The sequence below is a fragment of the Methylobacterium tarhaniae genome (assembly GCF_001043955.1).
Taxonomy (GTDB): Bacteria; Pseudomonadota; Alphaproteobacteria; order Rhizobiales; family Beijerinckiaceae; genus Methylobacterium; species Methylobacterium tarhaniae.
On sequence record NZ_LABZ01000168.1, the window covers coordinates 18,156 to 41,697 of the forward strand.

The window sequence follows — 23,542 nt, forward strand, 5'->3', positions numbered from 1 at the left end:
GCGACGGCCCTCACACCTCGACACCCTGGCCGGTCGGCACGTGGCGGACCTCGACGGCGTCGGCCTGGGTGCGGGCGTTCTGGATCGCGATGTCCTGGCGCTTGACGCCGGGCCGGTCGCGCAGGGTCAGCACGATCGCGCCGATCATCGCGACCAGCAGGATCAGCCCTGCGACCTGGAAGAAGAAAAAGTAGTTGGTGTAGAGAACGAGGCCCAGGGCCTGCGTGTTGGTGACCGTCTCGCTGCCCGGCGACACCGCGAGCGGGCCGTGGACCAGGCCGGGATCGATCGCCCAGGAGCCGACGACGAGGAGCAGCTCGATCAGGAACACCGCGCCGATCAGGCCGCCGACCGGCAGGTAGTCCTGGAAGCCCTGGCGCAGCTCGGCGAAATCGACGTCGAGCATCATCACCACGAACAGGAACAGCACCGCGACGGCGCCGACATAGACCACGACGAGGAGCATGGCCAGGAACTCCGCCCCCATCAGCACGAACAGCCCGGAGGCGTTCACGAAGGCGAGGATGAGGAAGAGCACCGAGGTCACGGGGTTGCGCGAGGCGATCACCATGAAGCCGGAGGCGACGGTGATCGCGGCGAACAGATAGAAGAAGGCGGCGGCTGCGGTCATGCGCTGAATTCATGCCGCCTGGCGGCGGCCTCCTGCCCGACCCCCGGAGCGTGCCGGCGGCTCGTCTATAGAACCCGCTCCCGCGGCGCACAACCGGGGGAGCGGCGAATGTGGCGTCTGGGTGGGCAGGATCACTGCCCTCCCCTTACCCGTCTCGAGGGAGGGCATGCCGCCCTCCCGTGCCTGCGATCAGCGATAAGGCGCGTCGGCCGCGATGTTGCGGGCGATCTCGCGCTCCCAGCGGTCGCCGTTCGCCAGCAGCTTGGCCTTGTCGTAGAGAAGCTCCTCGCGGGTCTCCACCGAGAACTCGAAGTTCGGCCCCTCGACGATGGCGTCCACCGGGCAGGCCTCCTGGCACATGCCGCAATAGATGCACTTCACCATGTCGATGTCGTAGCGGGTGGTGCGCCGCGTGCCGTCGTTGCGGCGCGGACCCGCCTCGATGGTGATGGCCTGGGCCGGGCACACCGCCTCGCAGAGCTTGCAGGCGATGCAGCGCTCTTCCCCGTTGGGGTAGCGCCGCAAGGCGTGCTCGCCGCGGAAGCGCGGGCCGCGATGGCCCATCTCGAACGGGTAGTTGATCGTCGCCTTGGGCTTGAAGAAGTAGCGCATCGCCAGGGCGAACCCGGTGACGAACTCCTTCAACAGCAGGCCGCGGGCGACCTGGTCGAGCTTCATGGCTCGTTCTCCGACGGTTGGTTCACGAGACCGGCGCGAGGCCGGTCAGCTTTAGGACGAAGGCGACGACGAAGACCATGATCAGCGAGAGCGGAAGGAACACCTTCCAGCCCAGCCGCATGAGCTGGTCGTAGCGGTAGCGCGGCACCATGGCCTTCACCATGGCGATCATGAAGAACAGGAAGCTGGCCTTCAGGGCGAACCAGATCAGGCCGGGCACCCAGGTGAAGGGCGCGAACGGGATCGGGGAGAGCCAGCCGCCGAGGAACAGGATCGTGCCAAGCGCGCACATCGTGACGATGGCGACGTACTCGCCGAGCATGAACAGCAGGTACGGGGTGGAGGAATATTCCACCATGTAGCCGGCGACCAGCTCCGACTCGGCCTCCGGCAGGTCGAAGGGCGGGCGGTTCGTCTCGGCGAGCGCCGAGATGAAGAACACCACGAACATCGGGAAGAGCCAGAGCCAGTACCAGCCGAGGATGCCGAGCGAGGTGTCCTGCGCCCGCACGATCTGCGATAGGTTCAGCGAGCCGGCGCACATCAGCACCGTGACGATCACGAAGCCGAGCGACACCTCGTAGGACACCATCTGGGCCGCCGAGCGGAGCGCGCCGAGGAAGGCGTATTTGGAGTTCGAGGCCCAGCCGCCCATGATGACGCCGTAGACGCCGAGCGACGAGATCGCGAAGATGTAGATGATGCCGACATTGATGTCGGCGATCGGCCAGCCCTCGGCGAGCGGGATCACCGCCCAGGCGGCGAGCGCCAGGGTGGCGAAGATCATCGGCGCCAGGAGGAACAGGCTCTTGTTGGCGCCCGCCGGGATAACCGGCTCCTTCAGCACGAACTTCAGGAGGTCCGCGAAGGATTGGAACAGGCCCCACGGCCCGACCACGTTCGGGCCGCGGCGCAGCTGCACCGCCGCCCAGATCTTGCGGTCGGCGAGCAGGGCGTAGGCGATGAAGACCAGCAGCGCCACCAGCAGCGCCACGCTCTTCAGGGCCACGAGGAGGACGGTGCCCAGCACCTCCCAGACGGTCATCGGTCGGCGCTCCTCATTCGGCCGCTTCGAGGGCCCGCCCGCGGGCGAGACCCGAGCACTCGGCGAGCACCCGCGAGGCGCGGGCGATCGGGTTGGTCAGATAGAAATCCGCGACGGCCGCGCGGAACGGCTCGCGGCCGGGCTCGCCCGACAGGCCCGCGAGGTTCGCCAGTGCAGCCGCAGCGTCGGACGCCGCCACCTGGTCGATGCCGGCGAAGTGGGGATGCGCGGTGTAGAGCGCCTTGCGGAGCGCGTTGAGCGAGTCGAACGGAAGGCGGGTGCCCAGCACGTCCGACAGGGCGCGCAGGATCGCCCAATCCTCGCGGGCATCCCCCGGCGGGAAGGCGGCCCGGTTGGCGAGCTGCACCCGGCCTTCGAGGTTGACGTAGGTCGCCGACTTCTCGGTATAGGCGGCGCCCGGCAGGATCACGTCGGCGCGGTGGGCGCCCTTGTCGCCGTGGGTGCCCTGGTAGACCACGAAGGCGCCGGGACCGACCTCGACCTCGTCGGCGCCGAGGTTGAACAGCACGTCGAGGGCGCCGGCCTTCGTCATCTCGGCGAAGGTCAGGCCGCCCTCCCCCGGCACGAAGCCGAGATCGAGGGCGCCGACGCGGGAAGCCGCGTTGTGCAGCACGCCGAGGCCGTTCCAGCCCTCGGCCTTGGGCCCGAGCCCCTGGACCAGCTTGGCGACCGCGGCGAGGAGCGCCGCGCCGTCCGGCCGCGCGAGCGCGGCCTGGCCGACGATGACGAGCGGCCGCTCGGCGTTCTTCAGCGCCTCGGCGAAGCTGTGACGGCCGGAGGCGACCTCGGCCAGCGTCTCGGGGCCGGCGCCGAGATAGGTGTGGGGATAGGTGAGGTCCGCATCCTCGCCGATCACGCCGATCTGGATCGGCGACAGCCGCCACCGCTTGCGGATGCGAGCATTGAGGAGCGAGGCCTCGGTACGCGGGTTGGCGCCGACGACCAGGATCGCGTCCGCCTGCTCGATGCCAGCGATGCCCGGCCCGAAGGTGTAGGCGGCCCGGCCCCAGGCCGGATCGATCGCGGCCCCGTCCTGGCGGCAATCCAGGTTCTGCACCTTGAGCGACGCCATCAAGGTCTTGAGGGCGAAGATCTCCTCGACCCCGGCAAGGTCACCGACGATCGCGCCGACGCGCTTCGGATCGGCTCCCTTCAGCTTCGCCGCGATCGCCCCGAAGGCCTCGGCCCAGGAGGCCGGGCGCAGGCGGCCGTTCTCGCGCAGGTACGGCCGGTCGAGGCGCTGGAGGCGCAGGCCGTCCACGACGTGGCGGGTCTTGTCGGAGATCCACTCCTCGTTGATCGCCTCGTTCACCCGCGGCTCGATCTGCATCACCTCGCGGCCGCGGGTGTCGACGCGGATCGCCGAGCCGACCGCATCCATCACGTCGACGGATTCGGTCTTGTTCAGCTCCCAGGGGCGGACGTTGTAGGATTGCGGCTTGTGGACGAGCGCGCCGACCGGGCAGAGGTCGGCGACGTTGCCCTGCAGCTCCGACTCCATGGCGCGTTCGAGGTAGGAGGTGATCTCCATGTCCTCGCCGCGGCCGATGGCGCCGAGATCCGGCACGCCGGCGACTTCCGCCAGGAAGCGGACGCAGCGGGTGCAGTGGATGCAGCGGTTCATCGCGGTCCGCACCAGCGGGCCGATATATTTCTCCTCGACGGCGCGCTTGTTCTCGCCGTAGCGGGTCGAATCGACGCCGTAGGCCATCGCCTGGTCCTGCAGGTCGCAATGGCCGCCCTGGTCGCAGATCGGGCAATCGAGCGGGTGGTTGATGAGGAGGAACTCCATCACCCCCTCTCTAGCCTTCTTGGTCAGGGCCGACTTGGTCGACACCGCCGGCGGCTCGCCGTTCGGGCCCGGGCGGCAATCGCGCACGGCCCAGGCGCAGGAGGCGACGGGCTTCGGCGCGCCCTTCAGCTCGACCAGGCACATGCGGCAATTGCCGGCGATCGACAGCCGCTCGTGGAAGCAGAAGCGCGGGATCTCGGCGCCCGCGACCTCGCAGGCCTGGAGCAGGGTGTAGTCCGGCGGGACATCGACTTCGATGCCGTCGACGAGGATCTTGGTCATCGGTTCAGCTCAATGTGTCGCGTCGGCGAGATCGAGCCGGCGCTCGATGCGCTCGACGCGAAGCTCAAGGCGGTCGATCCGGCGATGGACGCCGGCCAGGTTCTCTTCGACGCCGGGAACCCGCCGCTTCAGGTCGTTCACGTCATCGATGAGGCGATCGACCTTCTCGTCGATGCGCCTCAGATAGACCAGAACCAGGTTGTCGGGTTCGCCGGTCATGGCAGTTACTCCGCCGCCATCGGCACAGGGGTCGGGTGCGGGTTGGCGGTGTAGCGGTCGATGCGCTTCTCGATCTCGGGACGGAAGTGCCGGATCAGGCCCTGGATCGGCCAGGCCGCGGCGTCGCCGAGCGCGCAAATCGTGTGACCCTCGATCTGCTTCGTCACGTCGAGCAGCATGTCGATCTCGCGCTTCTGCGCCCGTCCTTCCGCCATGCGCAGCATCACGCGCCACATCCAGCCGGTGCCCTCGCGGCACGGGGTGCACTGGCCGCAGGACTCGTGCTTGTAGAAGTACGCGATCCGGGCGATCGTCGCGACCATGTCGGTCGACTTGTCGAACACCATCACGGCGGCGGTGCCGAGACCCGACTTCAGGTTCTTCAGCGTGTCGAAGTCCATCGGCGCGTCGATGATCTCGGCAGCCGGCACCAGCGGCACCGACGAGCCACCGGGGATCGAGCACAGCAGGTTGTCCCAGCCGCCGCGCATGCCGCCGCAATGGCGGTCGATCAGCTCGCGGAAGGTGATGCCGAGCTCTTCCTCGACGTTGCACGGCTTGTTGACGTGGCCCGAGATGCAGAACAGCTTGGTGCCGGTGTTGCCGGGCCGGCCGAGGCCCGCGAACCAGGCGCCGCCGCGGCGCAGGATGGTGCCCGCCACCGCGATCGACTCGACGTTGTTCACCGTCGTCGGGCAGCCGTAGAGGCCCATATTGGCCGGGAACGGCGGCTTGAGCCGCGGCATCCCCTTCTTGCCCTCGAGGCTCTCGATCAGCGCCGTCTCCTCGCCGCAGATATAGGCGCCGGCGCCGTGATGGACGTAGATGTCGAAGGGGTAGTCGTGGACGTTGCTTTGGCCCACGAGACGCGCCTCGTAGGCCTCGTCGACGGCGCGCTGCAGCGCGTGCTTCTCGGCGACGTACTCGCCGCGGATGTAGATGTAGCAGGCATGCGCGCCCATGGCGAAGCAGGCCAGCATGCAGCCCTCGATCAGCAGATGCGGATCGTGCCGCATGATCTCCCGGTCCTTGCAGGTGCCGGGCTCGGATTCGTCGGCGTTCACCACAAGGTAGTGCGGCCGGCCGTCCGACTTCTTCGGCATGAAGGACCACTTCAGGCCGGTGGGGAAGCCGGCGCCGCCGCGGCCGCGCAGGCCCGATGTCTTCATCTCCTCGATGATCCAGTCCCGGCCCTGCTGCAGCAGGAACTTGGTGCCGTCCCACGCGCCGCGTTTCTTCGCGGCCTCGAGACCGGGGGAATGGAGACCGTAGAGGTTGGTGAAGATCCGATCCTGATCGGCGAGCATGGCGATCGTCCTACAGGCCTGCTGTGACGGGGAACATCATATCGGGTGCTTTACGGCTTCGCCTTCGGGCCGGGCGGGCCCTTGTCGGCCGCCTTGTCCGCGGGGGTGATGCCGACGGGCTTGGCCTGCGATCCGTCGGTCTTCGCCTTGGCGTTCGCCGGCTCGGCGCCGGCCTCCGGCGTGGTGCCCTTGGAGCCGGCGACGGGGCGGCCGTCCTCGGGCTTCGACGGGGTCTCGGTGTAGGAGCGCCCGCTCTGCGGTGCGGACTGGCCTTCCGGGCCGGTCCGCGGCACGGCGACGGTGGTGCGCTCGGGCGCCGCCTGGCCCTTCTCGGCCGCCGGGTCGACGGCGGGCTTGCCGTCCGCGGCGCGCTGCACCGGGGTGTCGGCGGCCTTGCTCTCGACCGGCCGGCCGGCATCCGGACGGGCCGCCTTGGGGTTCTCGGCGGCCGAAGCCTCGCTCCGGGCCTTCTCGCCGGTCGTGTCGGCGCCGGTCTCCTTCCGCCCCTGCTCCTCGAAGCGCTTACGCCAGGCGCCGACGCGCGAGCCGTCGAACAGCGTCTCGTCCGTGAGGGTCGTGACCGCGTCCTTGGGCTCGGAGGAGACGCGGCCGATCTGGGAGCCGGTCTTCACCGGGCGGCCGGCCGCGAGGTCGTCCATCAGCTTGCCGAGGGACTCGGGCGTGAGGTCCTCGAAATAGTCGTGGTTGATCTGCGCCATCGGGGCGTTGCAGCACGCGCCCAGGCACTCGACCTCGAGCCAGGAGAAGTTGCCGTCCGGGCTGACATGGCCGGACGGGCCGAGCCGCTCGTGCAGGTATTGCTTCAGCTCGCGGGCGCCGCAGACGTCGCAGGGCGCGGTGCCGCAGACCTGGATCCAGTAGCGGCCGACCGGCTCGAGGGCGAACATCGTGTAGAAGGTCGCGACCTCCAGCACGCGGATATGCGGCATGCCGAGCTGGTCGGCCACCGCCTCGATCGCGGCGCGAGGCAGCCAGCCGCCATTCTGCTCCTGCGCCTTCCACAGGAGCGGGATTACGGCCGAGGCCTGGCGCCCCTCCGGGTACTTGGCGATCTGCCCCTTGGCCCACTCGGCGTTCTCAGGCGTGAACGCGAAGCTCTCGGGCTGCTCGGATACGGGGGCGAGTCTGCGGTTGGCCATGTCTCAAACGTCTCCGACGGGTGCAGGCGTGAGCCCCCTCACCGGTCCACCTCACCGAACACGATGTCGAGCGTGCCGAGGATGCACGACACGTCCGCCAGCATGTGGCCGCGGCACATCCAGTCCATCGCCTGGAGATGGGCGAAGCCCGGAGCGCGGATCTTGCAGCGATACGGCTTGTTGGTCCCATCGGCGACGAGATAGACGCCGAACTCGCCCTTGGGCGCCTCGACCGCGGCGTAGACCTCGCCGGCCGGGACGTGGAATCCCTCGGTGTAGAGCTTGAAGTGGTGAATGAGCGCTTCCATCGAGCGCTTCATCTCGCGCCGCGGCGGCGGTGCCACCTTGCCGTCCTGCGTGGCGATCGGCCCCTGGCCGGCCGGCTCGCGCAGCTTGGCGATGCACTGCTTCATGATGCGCACCGACTGGCGCATCTCCTCCATGCGGATGACCTGGCGATCGTAGGTGTCGCCGTTCTTCCCCACGGGGATGTCGAATTCCATCTCGTCGTAGGCCTCGTAGGGCTGCGACTTGCGCAGGTCCCACGGGATGCCGGAGCCGCGCACCATCACGCCCGAGAAGCCCCAGGCCAGCGCTTCCTCGACCGACACGATGCCGATATCGACGTTGCGCTGCTTGAAGATGCGGTTGCCCATCACGAGGCTGTCGAGGTCGTCGACCACCTGCGGGAAGGTCTCGCAGAACGCCTCGATGTCGTCGATCAGGCTCGGCGGCAGGTCCTGGTGGACGCCACCCGGCCGGAAGTAGTTGGCGTGGAGACGAGCACCCGAGGCGCGCTCGTAGAAGATCATCAGCTTCTCGCGCTCCTCGAAGCCCCAGAGCGGGGGCGTGAGGGCGCCGACGTCCATCGCCTGCGTGGTGACGTTGAGGAGGTGCGACAGCAACCGGCCGATCTCGCAATAGAGCGTGCGGATCAGCTTGGCGCGGCGCGGCACCTCGATGCCGAGCAGGCGCTCGATGCCGAGGCAGAAGGCGTGCTCCTGGTTCATCGGCGCGACGTAGTCGAGCCGGTCGAAATAGGGCGTCGCCTGGAGGTAGGTCTTGACCTCGATCAGCTTCTCGGTGCCGCGATGGAGCAGGCCGATATGCGGGTCGACCCGCTCGACCACCTCGCCGTCCAGCTCCAGCACGAGGCGCAGCACGCCGTGCGCCGCCGGGTGCTGCGGGCCGAAATTGATCGAGAAGTTGCGGATGCTGTGCTCGCCCATGTCGGCTCAGCCTTTCGCCGGTGCCTTGTCGGCCTTCTCGTCGCCCGGGAGGACGTAGTCGGTGCCCTCCCAGGGCGACAGGAAGTCGAAGTTGCGGAATTCCTGCGTCAGTCGCACGGGCTCGTAGACCACCCGGGCCTCGTCCTGGTCGTAGCGGACCTCGACGAAGCCGGTGAGCGGGAAGTCCTTGCGGAGGGGGTGGCCCTCGAAGCCGTAATCGGTGAGCAGCCGACGCAGGTCCGGATGACCCGAGAACAGGATGCCGTAGAGGTCGTAGGTCTCGCGCTCGAACCAGTTCGCGGCCGGGAAGACCGGGATCGCCGACGGAACCGGGGTGCGCTCGTCGGTCTGCACCTTCACGCGGATGCGCCGGTTATGGCGCATCGACAGCAGGTGGTAGACGACGTCGAAGCGCTTACGCCGGGCCGGGTAATCGGCGCCGCAGATGTCGATGAAGGTCGAGAAGGCGCAAGCGGGATCGTCCCGCAGATGCGTGAGCACCCGCAGGATCTCGGATCCCTCGACGATCAGGGTCAGCTCGCCGAAGGCGATCGCCCGGTCGGTGATGGCGGCGCCGAGCGTCGCGGCGAGCGCGTCGGAGAGCGACTGGAGGGCCGCGTCGCCCTGCTCGCTCTGGGTATGGGCCCGGATGGTGATGCCGTTGCTCATGGGATCCCCGCCTCAGCGCTCGATGGTGCCGGTGCGGCGGATCTTCTTCTGCAGCAGCAGCACGCCGTAGAGCAAAGCCTCGGCGGTCGGCGGGCAGCCCGGGACGTAGATGTCCACCGGGACCACCCGATCGCAGCCGCGCACCACCGAGTAGGAATAGTGGTAGTAGCCGCCGCCATTGGCGCAGGAGCCCATCGAGATGACGTAGCGCGGCTCCGGCATCTGGTCGTAGACCTTGCGGAGCGCGGGGGCCATCTTGTTGGTGAGCGTGCCGGCGACGATCATCACGTCGGACTGGCGCGGCGAGCCGCGCGGCGCGAAGCCGAAGCGCTCGCAATCGTAGCGCGGCATCGACATCTGCATCATCTCGACGGCGCAGCAGGCCAGGCCGAAGGTCATCCACATCAGCGAGCCGGTGCGGGCCCAGGTGATGAGGTCGTCGGCGGTGGTGAGCAGGAAGCCGCGATCGGCCAGCTCGTCGCTGATCGTCAGGAAGGTCGGGTCGTTGGCGCCGATCGGCTTGCCGGTGGCCGGGTCGAGGATACCCTTCGGCTGCGGCGCGATCTCGGGGGCGCGGACGGTGGTGAGGGCCATGGTGGGGTCCGGTGCTGTCGTCTCGGGGGCGGCTCTACGCGTCGGCTTCTCGTCCCGCCGGACTAATCCCACTCGAGGGCGCCCTTGCGCCACTCGTAGACGAAGCCGACGGTGAGCACGCCGAGAAAGAGCATCATCGACCAGAAGCCGAACCAGCCGAGGTCCCCGAACGTGATCGCCCACGGGAACAGGAAGGCCACTTCGAGGTCGAAGATGATGAACAGGATGGCGACGAGGTAGAAGCGCACGTCGAACTTCATGCGCGCGTCGTCGAAGGCGTTGAACCCGCACTCGTAGGCCGAGAGCTTCTCCGGGTCCGGGCTGTTATAGGCCACCAGGAAGGGGGCCACGAGGAGCGCCGCGGCGATGAAGAGGGAGACGCCGATGAAGATCACCAGCGGCAGGTAATCCGACAGGAGGCCGTTCATCGAGCATCCTCAAGGGTTGGCGCGAGGCCTTGGGTGAGCGCAGGCCTTGGCGCGGGCCCGCGCCGCGGGCCGCCGGGGCCGTTCTCGGAACGGTTCCAAAGCCCGGAAGGTGCGCGAGGCTTAAACGAGCGGGTATGACGAAACAAGGGGCGTTCGCACCGCACAAACCGCGAACGTCAATCCGACAGATAGGGTGGCCTCCCCGGCGCACAACGCCGGGAAGCCGGGGCCGGGCGGGGAGTATCGTCGCAGGTCCCTCCCCTTCGGGGTATTCCCGCGGGCTCGGCCGTGTTGTTGCGGTGCGGCGTCGGACAACCTAGCCGTCCGACAGGATCAGCGCCCAGAACCGCTTGAAGCGGCTGCCGGGTGCGTCGACCCGGGCGATGCCGACGCGCTTGACCTGCGGCATCAGCATGTTCCGATTGTGCTCGGGCGAGACCTGCCAGCGCTTCAGCACCTCGTCGAAGGTACTCGAGCCGGCGCTGAGATTCTCGGCGGCGTAGCGGCCACCGAAGCCGGCGCGCTTGAGGCGCGCGTCGAAGGTGCCGCCGACCTCGTGCGAGAGGAGGCCGGCCCGGGCATTGGCCTCGGCCTGGTAGGAGGCGGCGCGGATCAGGGAGGAATCGATCGCCACCGGCCCGAGCCCGTGGCTCGCCCGGTAGCGCGAGATCGCGGCGGCCGCGGCCGCTTCGTCGAGGATCACCGGCGTGGTCGGCAGGTCGGGGGCCGGCAGCAGCGCCGTGCCGCTGCACCCGGCGAGCGCCAGCGCCCCAGCCACCAGGGCGCCGGCAAGAAGGGCTTTCGCATGGCCGCGCCACGGGGTCCGCGCCACGCGGGAGGCGAGAACCGTCGAACGGAACGGATGCGACATCGTCTTTCTCAGCCCTGGACAAGCGGCGCCTTGCGCGAAGGCGCCACCTGTGGGGCGATTGTGGAGATTTTCGGGGCGGTTTCGCCGCCCTCAGGCGGCCCGCAGCGTGGCGAGGAAGCGATTCACCTCGGCGCCGATGCTCGCCGATTGCTGCGCGACGGTGTCGGCGGCGGCGAGCACGTGCCGGGCGGCTTCCCCGGTGGCCTCGGCGTCGAGGGCCAGCCCCTCGACCGAGCCGCTCACTTCCGCCGTGCCCGAGGCGGCCTCGGCGACGCTGCGGACGATCGCCTGCGTCGCGCCGACCTGGGCCTCGACCGCGGCGGCGACCCGCGCCGAGACGCCGCTGATGGCGCGCGCCTGCGTGGCGACCTCGCTCATGGCGGCGGTCGCCTGACGGGTGGTGTCCTGGATCGCCGCGACCTGGGCCGAGATTTCCTGCGTCGCCCGGTCGGTCTGGCCGGCGAGCTGCTTGACCTCCGCCGCGACGACCGCGAAGCCGCGGCCCGCCTCGCCGGCGCGCGCCGCCTCGATCGTCGCGTTCAGCGCCAGGAGATTGGTCTGCGAGGCGACGCCCGCGATCACCGAAACCACGTTGCCGATGCGGGCGGCGGCATCGTTGAGGCTCTGCATCACCGCGGCGGTGCGGTCGGTCCCGGTCACCGCGTCCTGCGCCATGGCGGCCGCCTCGCGGACATCCGCGCCGACCGTGGCGATGGATTGGCCGAGGCCCTCGGCGGCCTCCGCGAGTCCCCCCGCTTCGCGCGAGGCCACGGCGGCCGACGTCGCGGCGGTGCCGGCGCGGTTCGCGGCCTCGGCGGCGGTGCCGGACATCGCCCGGGCCGTCGCGTCGAGATCTTGCGCCGCGGCATCGACCTGCGCCAGCACGTCCGCCACCTTGCTCTCGAAATTCCGGACCTCCTGGCTCATCTGCGCGGCCCGGCGGGCCTGCGCCTCGCTGGCATCGCGCTCCGCCGCCAGGGCCTCGCGCTCCATGAGGACGACCCGGAAGCCGTCGATGGCACGGGCGATCCCGCCGATCTCGTCGCGCCTCCTGGTGCCGGGGACCGCGAGGTCGTAGCGCCCCTGCGCGAGGGCGGCGGTGGAGCCGCTCAGGTCTTCCAGGCCTCCGACGATCGAGCGCCATCCGAGGATGCCGAAGAGGCCGACGCCGACGAGGGCCGCGCCCGCGATGACGCACAGCCACAGGGCGTGATGCCAGAACGCCGCGTCGATGTCGTCGACGTAGACGCCGGTGAAGATCGCGAGCTTCCACGGCGCGAAGCCCTGGATGTAGCTGAGCTTCGGAACATGGGCGGTGCCGCCCGGGCGGGTGAACAGGTAGCGCAGGGTGCCGGGCATGCCGGACCGGGCGATGTCGGTGATGGCCTTGACGAGGAGCATGCCGCCGGCGTCCTTCAGGCCGCTCATGTCCTTGCCGACCCATTCGGGCTTGGGCGGGATCACCAGGGCGGTGCCGGCGAAGTCGTAGACCGCGATGTAGTTGTCGCCCTCGTAGCGCATGTCGTTGGCGCGGGCGGAGAACTGCGCCATGGCGGTCTCGCGGGTGATCGCGCCGGCCTTCACCTGCCCTTCGAGCTGCGTGGCGGCGGCGAGCGCCATGTCGGAGAGGGCGCGCATCTTGGCCACCCGCTCGGCCATCAGGCTGTCGTGGTTGGCCCGCAGGGCGTAGGCCACCACGGCCCCGAAGCCGATCACCGCCACTGCCATCATGATGGCGAACTTACGGCTCACGCTCATGTTCGACCAAGACATCATCGATCCCCGACCCATAACGGGCAAGACCCTATGACGGCGATGCTTGACGTTGCCTTAGCGTCAGATCGAATCGTGGCGCGAATCGACTGAATTTCGCCCAGCGGTGTCGAAGTGTAGAAGGATCTGCGGTGAGTGGCGCGGGCGACGGGGCTCGAACCCGCGACCTCCGGCGTGACAGGCCGGCACTCTAACCAACTGAGCTACGCCCGCGCGGCGCGCTCGCATGAACCCTGCTGCCTTACGGCTGCCCTTCCTCGGGGCGAGGAAGTGGCGCGGACGACGGGGCTCGAACCCGCGACCTCCGGCGTGACAGGCCGGCACTCTAACCGACTGAGCTACGTCCGCACAGGGCGCTATGCACTACAGAAACGCCTTTCCGATGAAGGAAGTGGCGCGGACGACGGGGCTCGAACCCGCGACCTCCGGCGTGACAGGCCGGCACTCTAACCGACTGAGCTACGTCCGCCCGGCGTCTCGCAGTGCTGCGATGGCCGCGGTGTATGGGGAGGCCCCCACCCTGTCAAGCCGCCGGCTCAAGAAAGTCGGGAGGGGGTGCGGGACAGCGCCTCCTGGCCGGGGACGGCGGCCCGTCCCAGTCCCCGTCCCCGTCCCCTCTCGCGCACGCGACGCGAGACTGGAAGCCTTGCGGATGCACGAAGCCTTGCACTCGCGGCCGAGGCCCCTTAACGATGCCCGTGCCCGGGCGGTTAGCTCAGTTGGTAGAGCATCTCGTTTACACCGAGAGGGTCGGCGGTTCGAGCCCGTCACCGCCCACCAGGGATTTGCGTCACAGGTCGTCCGCCCGTTCAGGCAGGCCCTGTCGAGCCGCCCGGCGGTTCCCTTCTCCCAGGCTCCCGAAGCCGCTGTCTCGCCGCGACGCGGAGCCCCGAGCCCGTTCGGCTCGATCGGAAGGCTTCCGCGTTCCCGGATCCCGCTGCCCGGCCCCGGAGTGGCGATGGAGCGTGGGATCTCTCTGCCGAGAGCGCGGTGCTCTCCCGGCAGCGTCGGATCCCGGGTCGCTTCGAGCCGCCCCCCGGGATCTCGTCGGTGGTCGGTTCAGCGATACGCCGCCGCGATGCCCAGGAAGTCCTCGGCCTTGAGGCTCGCCCCGCCGACCAGCGCGCCGTCGACATTGGCGACACCCATCAGCTCGGCGGCGTTCGAGGGCTTCACCGAACCGCCATAGAGGATCCGCACCTTCGCGCCCTCCGCGCCGAGCCGCGCCTCGAGCTCCGTCCGGATCAGGGCGTGCACCTCGGCGACGTCGTCGACCGTCGGGGTCAACCCGGTGCCGATCGCCCAGACCGGCTCGTAGGCGATCACCGTGTCGGCGGCGTCGGCGCCGTCGGGCAGGGAGCCGGCGAGCTGGCCGCGCACGATCTCAAGCGTCCGGCCGGCCTCGCGCTCCTCGCGGGTCTCGCCGACGCAGATGATCGCCACGAGCCCGGCCCGGCGGGCGGCGAGCGCCTTGGCGCGGATGTCGGCGTCGCTCTCGTGGTGGTAGGCCCGGCGCTCGGAATGGCCGACGATGGTGTAGCGCGCGCCCAGATCCGCCAGCATCTCGGCCGAGACGTTGCCCGTATAGGCGCCGCTCGCCTCGGCATGCACGTCCTGGCCGCCGACCTGGACGGGCGAGCCCTTCAAGGCGGCAGCCATCGCCCCGACCAGGGTCGCGGGCGGGCAGACCAGCACGTCGATCCGCTCCGCCAGGCCGGGCTCGAGGCCGTCGCGGACCGCCTCGGCCACCTTCAGCGAGGCCGAGAGGCCGTTCATCTTCCAGTTTCCCGCCACCAGCGGGCGCGGCCGTTCGGTCGTCATGTGTCTCCCCCGATCGTTCGACAAGCGTCGCCGGGTAACAGGTCCGCCGCCGGGCGGCAAACCGGTGGGGCGTCGCTCTTTGCCTTGCGGCGCTTATGCGGTATCGCGGCCGGATCCGGGCATCCCCTCGCGGGCGATGCCCTGCGGGTTTTTGAGGATCGCGATGCTCCAGGGGTTCCGCGCCGCCAGCCAGAGCTGGCTCGGCAAGATCGTGGTGACGGTGGTGTTCGGCCTCCTGATCGCGGGCCTCGCCATCTTCGGCATCGGCGACATCTTCCGCGGCGGCGGCAGCAACGCGGTCGCGACCGTCGGCAGCACGCAGATCCCGGCCGAGGCCCTGCGCACCGCCTACCAGAACCAGCTCCAGCGCCTGTCGCGCCAGAGCCGCCGGCCGATCACGCCGGACCAGGCGAAGGCCCTCGGCCTCGACCGGCAGGTCCTGGCCCAGCTCATCACCGAGGCCTCCCTCGACCAGAAGACGAAGGATCTGGGCCTTCGCATCCCCGATGCCGCGGTGGTGCGGCTGATCCAGGAGGAGCCGGCCTTCAAGGGCCCGAACGGCGCCTTCGACGTGAACACCTTCCGCGATACCCTGCGCCAGGCCGGCCTGACCGAGCAGGGCTTCGTGCAGGAGCAGCGCGCCGTGGCCGCCCGCCTCCAGCTCGCCGATGCGATCACCGCCGAGCTGCCGGTGCCGCTGGCCGCCCGCGAGGCGATCCACCGCTACACCGCCGAGCGGCGTGCGGTCTCCTACTTCACCCTGCCGGATTCGGCGGCCGGGGAGATCCCGGCCCCGACCGAGGAGGAGGTCACGACCTTCTACAACGAGCGCAAGAGCGCGTTCCGGGCGCCCGAGTATCGCAGCGTCAACCTGCTCGTGCTCGATCCGGCGACCCTGGCCAAGCCCGATGCCGTGACCGACGCGGAGGCCCGCGCCCGCTACGATTCCGAGAAGAGCCGGTTCGGCACGCCCGAGAAGCGCGCGATCCAGCAGATCGTGTTCCCGAACGACGCCGACGCGGCGGCGGCGCTGGCCCGCATCCGCAGCGGCGCGGTCACCTTCGACCAGGTCGCGACCGAGCGCGGCCTCGACGCCAAGGCGCTCGACCTCGGCACCTTCGCCAAGTCCGAGCTGTTCGATCCGGCCGTCGCCGACGCCGCCTTCGCGGCCGAGCCGAACGCGGTGAGCGAGCCGGTCAAGGGCCGCTTCGGCACGGTGCTGCTGCGGGTGACGGCGGTGCAGCCCGGCGCCCGCAAGCCCTTCGAGGAGGTGGCCGGCGAGGTCCGCCAGGAGATCGCCCTCGAGAAGGCCCGGGACGGGCTCGAGAAGGTCCACGACGCGATCGAGGACCAGCGCGCCGGCGCCAAGCCGCTCGCCGACATCGCCCGCGAGCAGGGCCTGGCCCTCGTCACCGTGCCGGCCGTCGACGCGCAGGGCCGCGATCCCCAGGGCAAGGCGGTGGACGCGATCCCCGACAAGGATGCGACGCTCGCGGCGATCTTCCGCAGCGACATGGGGGCCGACAACGAGGCCCTGCGCACCCGCTCCGGCGGCTATGTCTGGTATGACGTGGCCAAGATCGATCCGGCCCACGACAAGCCGCTGGCGGAGGTCCGCGACGCCGTGGTGGCGCAGTGGAAGGCCGACGAGGTGTCGCGCCGCCTCGCCGCCAAGGCCCGCGAGGCGACCGAGCGGCTCGACAAGGGCGAGGCGATCGAGGAGGTGGCGAAGTCCCTCGGCCAGGAGGCGAAGACCGCCACCGACATCGCCCGCGGCCGCGGCCGCGACGGCCTCTCCACCGAGAGCGTCGCCCGCCTCTTCACGACGCCGGTGGGCAAGTCCGGCACCGCCGCCGGCGAGGAGACCGCCCGGGTGGTGTTCCGGGTCACCGCCGCCACGGTGCCGGCCTTCGTGCCGAGCGCGCCCGCCGCGGTCGCGGTGGAGCAGCAGTACCGCACGGCGCTCGCCGACGACATCCTCGCCGAGTACATCGCCGACGTGCAGAAGCAGGCCGGCATCTCGGTCAACGAGGGCGCGTTCCGCCGCGCCATCGGCGGCGAGTACTGATCCCGTGCTCGTCGCGCCCTCACGAGAGGCCGCCGCCGCGGCCTATGAATCGGGCCGCCCGGTCCTCCTGCGCGCCACCCTGGTGGCCGACCTCGAGACGCCGGTCGCCGCCTTCCTGAAGCTCAAGGCCGGCCGCGAGGGCGCGGCCTTCCTGCTCGAATCGGTCGAGGGCGGCGCCGTGCGCGGCCGCTACTCGATGATCGGCCTCGATCCCGACCTGATCTGGCGCTGCGCGAACGGCCGGGCCGAGCGCGCCGTGGCATCCGACCTCGCGGCCTTCCACCCTGAGGATTCAGCGCCCCTCGACAGCCTGCGGGCGCTCATCGCCGCGAGCGCGATCGACCCCGAGCCCGGCCTGCCCCCGATGGCGGCGGGCCTGTTCGGCTATCTCGGCTACGACATGGTCCGGGAGATGGAGCGGCTCGACGCGCCCCATCCCGACCCGATCGGCGTGCCGGACGCGATCCTGGTCCGCCCGACCGTGATGGTGATCTTCGACGCCGTGCGCGACGAGATCGCCCTGGTGGCGCCGATCCGGCCCATCGCCGGCCTGTCCGCCCGGACCGCCTACGAGGCCGCACTTGCGCGGCTGGAGAGCGCCGCCGACGCCCTCGAAGGCCCGCTTCCGGTCGAGGCGCGGCAGAACCCGACCGAGATCCCGGCGCCCGCGCAGGTCTCGAACATCGCGCCGGACGCCTTCCTCGGCATGGTGGCGCGGGCCAAGGAGTACATCGCCGCCGGCGACATCTTCCAGGTGGTGCTGTCGCAGCGCTTCGAGGCGCCCTTCGCCCTCCCCGCCCTGGCGCTCTACCGGGCCCTGCGCCGGGTCAATCCGGCACCGTTCCTGTGCTACCTCGATTTCGGCGCCTTCCAGATCGTGTGCTCGTCGCCGGAGATCCTGGTGCGGGTGCGCGACGGCGCGGTGACGATCCGGCCGATCGCCGGCACCCGCCGCCGCGGCGCGACGCCGGAGGAGGACCGGGCTCTCGCCGAGGAACTGCTGGCCGACCCCAAGGAGCGGTCCGAGCACCTGATGCTGCTCGATCTCGGCCGCAACGATGTCGGACGCGTCGCCGAGATCGGCAGCGTGCGGGTGACGGATTCGTTCTTCCTCGAATTCTACAGCCAGGTCATGCACATCGTGTCGAATGTCGAGGGCCGCCTCGATCCCCGGCACGACGCCCTCTCGGCCCTGGCGGCGGGATTCCCCGCCGGCACGGTCTCGGGCGCCCCGAAGGTGCGGGCGATGCAGATCATCGACGAACTGGAGCGCGAGAAGCGCGGGCCGTATGGCGGCTGCATCGGCTATTTCGGCGCCGATGGCCAGATGGATACCTGCATCGTCCTGCGCACCGCCATCGTCAAGGATGGCCGGATGCACGTCCAGGCCGGCGCCGGCATCGTGCACGATTCGGATCCGGCCTCCGAGCAGCAGGAATGCGTCAACAAGGCCAAGGCCCTGTTCCGCGCCGCGGAAGAAGCGGTGCGCTTCGCCGCGCAGGCGCGGCGGGGGCAGTAATACCCGCGCGCTGATGCATCGCCACGTCGATGCATCAGCGTTCGGCGCATCGGCGCCGGGCGCCTGCGGCGCAGACCCCTTCGGGCTTGGCCAGCGCCTTCGAGCAAGTCTGTTCGAAGGCGCTGCGGTATATCAGTTTCCTCCTGTCGAGACCCCAGCCCGGCCTCGTCCGGATCCTTCCGACCCGCGACCTCAGGATGAGGTCGTGAGCTCGGAGGTGGGTCAGGCCTTGCTACTTTCGGTTCGTGATCAGGCTGTCGACGTTCCGGTTGGCCTCCCGATTCTCCTTGTTCTGCTGCTTGATCTGGTTCTCGGTGTATTTCTGAGACATCTCATCTCGCCTGCCCTGCGGGATGGTGTTCTCGGCGGCGAAGACCGGCGTCACCGACAGCAGGCAGGCGGCGCACACAGCGGCGGACATCAGGGGCTTGATCATGGCCTCTTCCTCTCGGTCAGAGACCTGTCAACCTGTATGTCTTCAGGCCGGTTGCGTTAAAGTTCGTTCATGATGCGGGCTCCTTGAGCAGCCGACTGCTTGCCTATCGGATCGGTGCGCGTGAGAGTTGCCTCGATCTCGATCGCCGAACCACGATGCACGGCAGCGCGAGATGCCTGGGCCGCCCGGCCGCCCGTCACGCGGCGCGCAGCCGGCGCTCCATGAACACGCTGAGCGGGTCCTCGGCGTAATCCGCGAACGGACCCCGGCGCACGAAGCCTGTCCTCTCGTAGAGGGCGAGCGCGGCGTGGCTGACGATCCCGGTCTCCAGGCGCAGGACGGCGATCCGGGCGCGATCGGCTTCGGCAATCAGCGCGTCCAGTACCTGGCGGGAGAGGCCCCGTCCCCGGGCGTGCTCCTCGACCCAGATCCGCTTGATCTCGGCCCAGCCGCCATGCGCGACCAGGGCACCGGTCGCGACCGCCCGGCCCTCGGCATCGCGCGCGACGAGGAAGGTCACGTTCGCTTCGCGCAACCCCTCGAGCGACAGGTGATGGTTGCTCTCGGCGGGATAGAGCGCCGCCGAAGCGGCCTCGCCGTTGCGGAGCAGGGCGACGATCTCCGGTTGCGCTGGATCCTCCTGGCGGATGGTCGCCACCGTGGCGGGATGGGGAGGCGTGGTCATCGGCGCATCTTTGTCCTGGAAGACCGTCGGTCGGATGTCCTTGCGGCAGCGTCACGACTTGTCCCACGACGATCCGGGCGCGATCAAGCCTCCCCTATTCCGCCGCCGCCGGCCGGTGGGCCGCGTCATGCCCCGGCGGCTCGTCGACGGCGCCCACGAACCGCCCGAACAGCCGGCCCATCAGGCGCGACAGGTCGTCCATCAGCAGGAAGATCGCCGGCACGAAGAGCAGCGAGAGCAGGGTCGAGACGATCAGGCCCGAGATCACCGCGATCGCCATCGGCGAGCGGAACTCGCCGCCGATGCCGAAGGCCATCGCGCTCGGCACCATGCCGGCCGCCATGGCGATCGTCGTCATCACGATCGGCCGGGCGCGCTTGGCGCCGGCCTGGGTGATGGCGGTGACGCGGTCGACGCCGCGGGCCATCTCCTCGACGGCGAAATCGACCAGCATGATCGCGTTCTTGGTCACCACGCCCATCAGCATCAGGATGCCGATCACCACGGGCATCGAGATCGGCCGGTTGAAGATCAGGAGGCCGAGGATCGCGCCGCCGATCGAGAGCGGCAGCGAGAACAGGATGGTCAGGGGCTGGAAGAACGAGGCGAAGAGCAGGATCAGGACGCCCAGCACCATCATCAGCCCGGCGCCCATCGCCAGCGCGAAGCCCTCGAACACCTCACCCATCACCTCGGCGTCGCCGGTCTGGCGGAGTGAGATGCCGGGCGGCAGGTTGCGGGCGGTGGGGGTGTTCATCGCGAGCTTGATCTGCTCGCCGAGCGCGTCCGAGCCCTGCATGTTGGCCTCCAGCGCCACGCGCACCGCCCGGTCGTAGCGGTCGATCGCGGTCGGCCCGCGGCCGAGGCTGATATCGGCCACCGCCGAGAGCGGCACCGACGCCCCGTTCTTCGCCGGCACCTTCAGGCTCTCCAGGGCCGGGAGGTCGCCGCGCAAGGTCGTCGGCAGCTGGACCCGGATCGGGATCTGCCGGTCGGTGGCGTTGAACTTGGCGAGGTTCTGGCCGATGTCGCCGATCGTGCCGACGCGCACCGTCTCGGCGATGGTGTCGGTCGAGACGCCGAGATCGGCGGCGACGCCGGCCTTCGGGCGGATGCGCACCTCGGTCCGGTCGAGGGGCGCGGTCGACATCACGTTGACGAGGTTCGGCAGGGCCGCGACCTCGCGCTGCATCTTTTCCGCCACGTCGGTCACCTGGGCGGTGTCGCTGCCGGCGACGATCAGGGTGAAGTCGCGCTGGCCGCCCTCGCGCAGGGACCAGTAGCGCACGTCCGCCTCGTCGCGCATCAGGTCCATGATCGCCGCTTCCACGTCGGCCTGCTTGCGCACCCGGGCGTTCTTCGGCGTCAGGTTGATGGTGAAGGTGGCGAGCCGCACCTCCTTCTTGCCCGGCAGCTGGCGGCCGCCATCGACGAAGACGGACTTCACTTCCGGCAGGGTGCGGATGCGCTGGGCGATCCGGTCGGTGACCGCGATCGTGTCGTCGAGCCGCGCGCCCGGGGGCAGCTCCACCACCATCAGGGTGCGGGCGGCGTCCTCCTTCGGCAGGAAGCCGGCGGGCAGGAGGCTGGTGGACAGGATGGAGGCGGCGAAGAGCGCGAGGCCGACGACCAGGGTCACGTATTTGTGCCGCACCGACCACAGCACGACCCGGTTGTAGACCCGCATCACCGGGCCCTCGCGCTCCTCGTGGTGGCCGTGGTCGCGCAGGAAATAGGCCGCCATCATCGGGGTGATGAGGCGGGCCACCAGCAGCGACATGAACACAGCGGCCGCGATGGTGAGGCCGAACTGCTTGAAGTACTGGCCGGCGATGCCGCCCATGAACGACACGGGGGCGAAGATCGCGATCAGGGTCGCGGTGATGGCGATGACCGCCAGGCCGATCTCGTCCGCGCCCTCGATCGCGGCACGGTAGGGCGACTTGCCCATCCGCATGTGGCGGACGATGTTCTCGATCTCCACGATCGCGTCGTCGACCAGGATCCCGGTGACGAGCGTGATGGCCAGCAGGCTCACGGCGTTGAGCGAGAAGCCCATCGCGCTCATCGCCCAGAAGGTCGGGAAGACCGAGAGCGGCAAAGCCACCGCGGCGATCAGCGTCGCGCGCCAGTCGCGCAGGAACAGGAACACCACCAGCACCGCGAGGGCCGCGCCCTCCATCAGGCTGTGCATGGCGGATTCGTAGTTGCCGATGGTGTTGGTGACCGAACTATCGATCCGGTCGAAGCGCACGCCCGGATAGGCCTTGGCGAAGTCCTCGATCTTCTTCGCCACCACCTCGCCCACCGCGGCGTCGCTGGCGCCGGTGGCGCGCGAGATGGCGAAGGCGACCACCGGCTGACCGTCGAGGCGCGCGAAGGTGCGCGGCTCCTCCGCCCCGTCGCTCAAGGTGGCGAGGTCGTCGAGGCGCACCTTGCGCCCGCCCGGCAGCACGATCGAGGTCGAAGCGAGGGTGTCGAGGTTCGAGGAGGCGGCGAGCGTGCGGATCGACTGCTCCTGGCCGCCGACCTCGGCCCGGCCGCCGGCCATGTCGGCGGAGGTCAGGCGCAATTGCCGGTTCACGTCGGCGGCGGTGATGCCCAAGGCCAGCAGCCGGTCGGGCTTGAGGGTCACCCGCACCTCGCGGGCGACGCCGCCCAGGCGCTCGACGCCGCCGACGCCGCGCAGGCCCTGGATCTGGCGCGCCACCACGTCGTCGACGAACCAGGACAGGTCCTCGGGCGTCATCGCGGGCGCCGAGGCGCCGTAGACCATGATCGGCAGGCCGGCGATCTCGACCCGGGTGATGATCGGCTCGTCGATCGTCCGGGGCAGGTTCATCCGGATCTTGGCGATCGCGTCCTTGACGTCGTTGACCGCCCGGTCGGTGTTCACTTCCAGGCGGAACTCGATCGTCGTCGTCGAGGTGCCCTCGGTGATCGACGAGATGATGTGCTTGACGCCCTTCACCCCCGCCACCGCATCCTCGACCCATTTGGTGACCTGGGTCTGCAGCTCGCTCGGCGCGGCGCCGGCCTGCGTCACCGTCACCGAGACGATCGGGATGTCGATGTTGGGGAAGCGGGTGATCGGCAGGCTGCGGAAGCTCACGAGCCCGAGTAGCCCGAGCACCAGGAAGAGCACGATCGAGGGGATCGGCTTGCGGATCGCCCAGGCGGAGACGTTCAGGCGCATCGAGCGGGCCCGTTCAGGACAGGAGAGGGACGAGAGGAGGCGTCAGGGACGCCCGGCCTCGGCGGTCGCCGGCAGGGCGGGGTAGATCGGGCGCACCCGGTCGCCGTCGCGCAGGAAGCTGCCGGCCCGGGCCACCACGGCCTCGCCGGCCTTCACCCCGTCGCGGGCCTCGATGAAGCCGCCGGCCGAGAGGCCGGTGCGGATCGTGCGCAGCTCGACCCGATCGCCGGAGACCACCAGCACGGTCGGGCCCGACGGGCCGTAGACCACCGAGGCGAGCGGCACCGCGACGCCGGTGCGCCGCGCCGCCTCGACCGCGCCGCGGGCGAAGGCGCCGATGCGCAGGCACGGATCGGCCTCGAGCTTGATGCGGACCTTGCCCAGCCGCGTCGCCCGGTCGATCTCCGGATAGACCACCCGGACCTTCCCCGAGACCGCGACCGGCCCGTCCGTGGTGTCGAGGTCGAGGCTCGCCGGGGCGCCGGCGCGCAGGCGCGCGAGGCCGGTCTCCGGCACCTCGCCCTCCAGCTCGATCTCGCCGCGGGCGATCAGCCGAAAGAGCGGTTCGGCCGAAGCGGAGGCCGTGGCGCCGACCCGGGCGGTGCGGCGGCTGACGATGCCGCCCTCCGGCGCGCGGATCTCGGTGCGGGCGAGCTTCAGCTCGAGCTCGCTGCGCTGCGCCCGCGCCTGGGCGAGGTCGGCCTGCGCGATGGCCAGCCCGTTGCGGGCGGCCGACAGCCGGCCCTCCGCCCCCTTGGCGGCCGATTCCCGCTGCTCCAGCACCGCCGCGGTGGCGTTGCCGGACTTCGCCAGGCTCTGGGCGCGCTCCAGGGACAGGCTCGCCTCGACCTGCGCGGCTTCGGCCTGCACGATGGAGCTGCGTGCCTGCGCCACCGCTCCCTCCGCCCGGGCGATGGCGGCGGCGTTCTGGGCGAGCTGGGTGTCGATCATCTCGCGGGAGAGGCGCGCCAGCACCGCGCCCTTGGCGACCCGGTCGCCCTCCTCCACCAGCAATTCGGTGATGCGGCTTCCCTCGATCTCCGGCGAGACCAGGATCTCGTCCCGCGGCACCAGGGTGCCGGTGACGACGGCGCGCTCGACGATCTCGCGCTCGGCGG

20 protein-coding genes and 4 tRNA genes are annotated in these 23,542 nt (G+C 70.1%); 3 read left to right on the forward strand and 21 right to left on the reverse strand.

All coding sequences use genetic code 11. From position 1 onward, the window contains the following. Positions 1-10: 10 nt before the first annotated feature. From VQ03_RS22120 to VQ03_RS22195, 16 genes are all read right to left on the reverse strand, one after another. The gene (locus tag VQ03_RS22120) at positions 11-631 is read right to left on the reverse strand and encodes an NADH-quinone oxidoreductase subunit J (protein ID WP_048453071.1); all 621 of its coding nucleotides are present in this window, start codon (positions 629-631) and stop codon (positions 11-13) included. 189 nt (positions 632-820) lie between these two features. Further along, positions 821-1,309 (reverse strand): NADH-quinone oxidoreductase subunit NuoI, encoded by a 489-nt coding sequence (gene nuoI / locus VQ03_RS22125; protein WP_048447551.1) that lies wholly within the window; start codon positions 1,307-1,309, stop codon positions 821-823. 22 nt (positions 1,310-1,331) lie between these two features. Continuing rightward, positions 1,332-2,354 (reverse strand): NADH-quinone oxidoreductase subunit NuoH, encoded by a 1,023-nt coding sequence (gene nuoH / locus VQ03_RS22130; protein ID WP_048453072.1) that lies wholly within the window; start codon positions 2,352-2,354, stop codon positions 1,332-1,334. Between the two features lie 13 nt (positions 2,355-2,367). Next, positions 2,368-4,449, reverse strand: a complete 2,082-nt coding sequence (gene nuoG, locus VQ03_RS22135; protein ID WP_048453073.1) for an NADH-quinone oxidoreductase subunit NuoG — start codon at positions 4,447-4,449, stop codon at positions 2,368-2,370. 9 nt (positions 4,450-4,458) lie between these two features. Then, positions 4,459-4,668 carry a hypothetical protein gene (locus VQ03_RS22140; RefSeq protein WP_048453074.1) on the reverse strand — a complete coding sequence of 70 codons (210 nt, stop codon included), beginning with the start codon at positions 4,666-4,668 and terminating at the stop codon, positions 4,459-4,461. A 5-nt stretch (positions 4,669-4,673) separates the two neighbouring features. Continuing rightward, a complete protein-coding gene (gene nuoF, locus VQ03_RS22145; protein WP_048453075.1) occupies positions 4,674-5,975 on the reverse strand; it encodes an NADH-quinone oxidoreductase subunit NuoF in 1,302 nt (433 codons plus the stop codon). Between the two features lie 50 nt (positions 5,976-6,025). Beyond that, positions 6,026-7,135, reverse strand: coding sequence for an NADH-quinone oxidoreductase subunit NuoE (nuoE, locus tag VQ03_RS22150; protein WP_048453076.1), 1,110 nt, complete (start codon positions 7,133-7,135; stop codon positions 6,026-6,028). Between the two features lie 38 nt (positions 7,136-7,173). Then, positions 7,174-8,364 (reverse strand): NADH-quinone oxidoreductase subunit D, encoded by a 1,191-nt coding sequence (locus VQ03_RS22155; protein WP_048453077.1) that lies wholly within the window; start codon positions 8,362-8,364, stop codon positions 7,174-7,176. A gap of 6 nt (positions 8,365-8,370) precedes the next feature. Beyond that, positions 8,371-9,033, reverse strand: coding sequence for an NADH-quinone oxidoreductase subunit C (locus VQ03_RS22160; protein ID WP_048453078.1), 663 nt, complete (start codon positions 9,031-9,033; stop codon positions 8,371-8,373). Between the two features lie 12 nt (positions 9,034-9,045). Continuing rightward, on the reverse strand, positions 9,046-9,627 hold the full coding sequence (locus VQ03_RS22165) for a NuoB/complex I 20 kDa subunit family protein (protein WP_048453079.1): 582 nt from the start codon (positions 9,625-9,627) through the stop codon (positions 9,046-9,048). 62 nt (positions 9,628-9,689) lie between these two features. Next, positions 9,690-10,055, reverse strand: coding sequence for an NADH-quinone oxidoreductase subunit A (locus tag VQ03_RS22170; RefSeq protein WP_048453080.1), 366 nt, complete (start codon positions 10,053-10,055; stop codon positions 9,690-9,692). A gap of 316 nt (positions 10,056-10,371) precedes the next feature. Further along, positions 10,372-10,926, reverse strand: coding sequence for a CAP domain-containing protein (locus tag VQ03_RS22175; protein ID WP_083468152.1), 555 nt, complete (start codon positions 10,924-10,926; stop codon positions 10,372-10,374). Between the two features lie 90 nt (positions 10,927-11,016). Next, a complete protein-coding gene (locus VQ03_RS22180; RefSeq protein ID WP_245292167.1) occupies positions 11,017-12,678 on the reverse strand; it encodes a methyl-accepting chemotaxis protein in 1,662 nt (553 codons plus the stop codon). A 157-nt stretch (positions 12,679-12,835) separates the two neighbouring features. Beyond that, positions 12,836-12,912 (reverse strand) — tRNA-Asp (locus tag VQ03_RS22185). Positions 12,913-12,970: 58 nt separating this feature from the next. After that, positions 12,971-13,047: transfer RNA gene (locus tag VQ03_RS22190), tRNA-Asp, on the reverse strand. Between the two features lie 44 nt (positions 13,048-13,091). Then, positions 13,092-13,168: transfer RNA gene (locus tag VQ03_RS22195), tRNA-Asp, on the reverse strand. A 235-nt stretch (positions 13,169-13,403) separates the two neighbouring features. On the opposite strand from VQ03_RS22195, the gene VQ03_RS22200 reads away from it, so the two are divergent. Then, positions 13,404-13,479: transfer RNA gene (locus VQ03_RS22200), tRNA-Val, on the forward strand. 279 nt (positions 13,480-13,758) lie between these two features. Here the strand turns inward: VQ03_RS22200 and tpiA are convergent. Then, on the reverse strand, positions 13,759-14,520 hold the full coding sequence (gene tpiA / locus VQ03_RS22205) for a triose-phosphate isomerase (protein WP_048453081.1): 762 nt from the start codon (positions 14,518-14,520) through the stop codon (positions 13,759-13,761). A 163-nt stretch (positions 14,521-14,683) separates the two neighbouring features. On the opposite strand from tpiA, the gene VQ03_RS22210 reads away from it, so the two are divergent. Continuing rightward, a complete protein-coding gene (locus tag VQ03_RS22210) occupies positions 14,684-16,588 on the forward strand; it encodes a peptidylprolyl isomerase (RefSeq protein ID WP_048453082.1) in 1,905 nt (634 codons plus the stop codon). Between the two features lie 4 nt (positions 16,589-16,592). Then, positions 16,593-18,107 (forward strand): anthranilate synthase component I, encoded by a 1,515-nt coding sequence (trpE, locus tag VQ03_RS22215; RefSeq protein WP_048453083.1) that lies wholly within the window; start codon positions 16,593-16,595, stop codon positions 18,105-18,107. A gap of 232 nt (positions 18,108-18,339) precedes the next feature. Here the strand turns inward: trpE and VQ03_RS22220 are convergent, their stop codons facing one another. The 4 genes from VQ03_RS22220 to VQ03_RS22235 all read right to left on the reverse strand — a co-directional run. Beyond that, positions 18,340-18,543, reverse strand: coding sequence for a hypothetical protein (locus tag VQ03_RS22220; protein ID WP_048453084.1), 204 nt, complete (start codon positions 18,541-18,543; stop codon positions 18,340-18,342). 196 nt (positions 18,544-18,739) lie between these two features. Beyond that, on the reverse strand, positions 18,740-19,228 hold the full coding sequence (locus tag VQ03_RS22225; RefSeq protein WP_048453085.1) for a GNAT family N-acetyltransferase: 489 nt from the start codon (positions 19,226-19,228) through the stop codon (positions 18,740-18,742). Between the two features lie 94 nt (positions 19,229-19,322). Next, positions 19,323-22,424, reverse strand: a complete 3,102-nt coding sequence (locus VQ03_RS22230) for an efflux RND transporter permease subunit (protein ID WP_048453086.1) — start codon at positions 22,422-22,424, stop codon at positions 19,323-19,325. Between the two features lie 42 nt (positions 22,425-22,466). Further along, positions 22,467-23,542 (reverse strand): efflux RND transporter periplasmic adaptor subunit (locus VQ03_RS22235; RefSeq protein WP_048453087.1); only part of this gene is annotated, 1,076 nt, incomplete at its 5' end.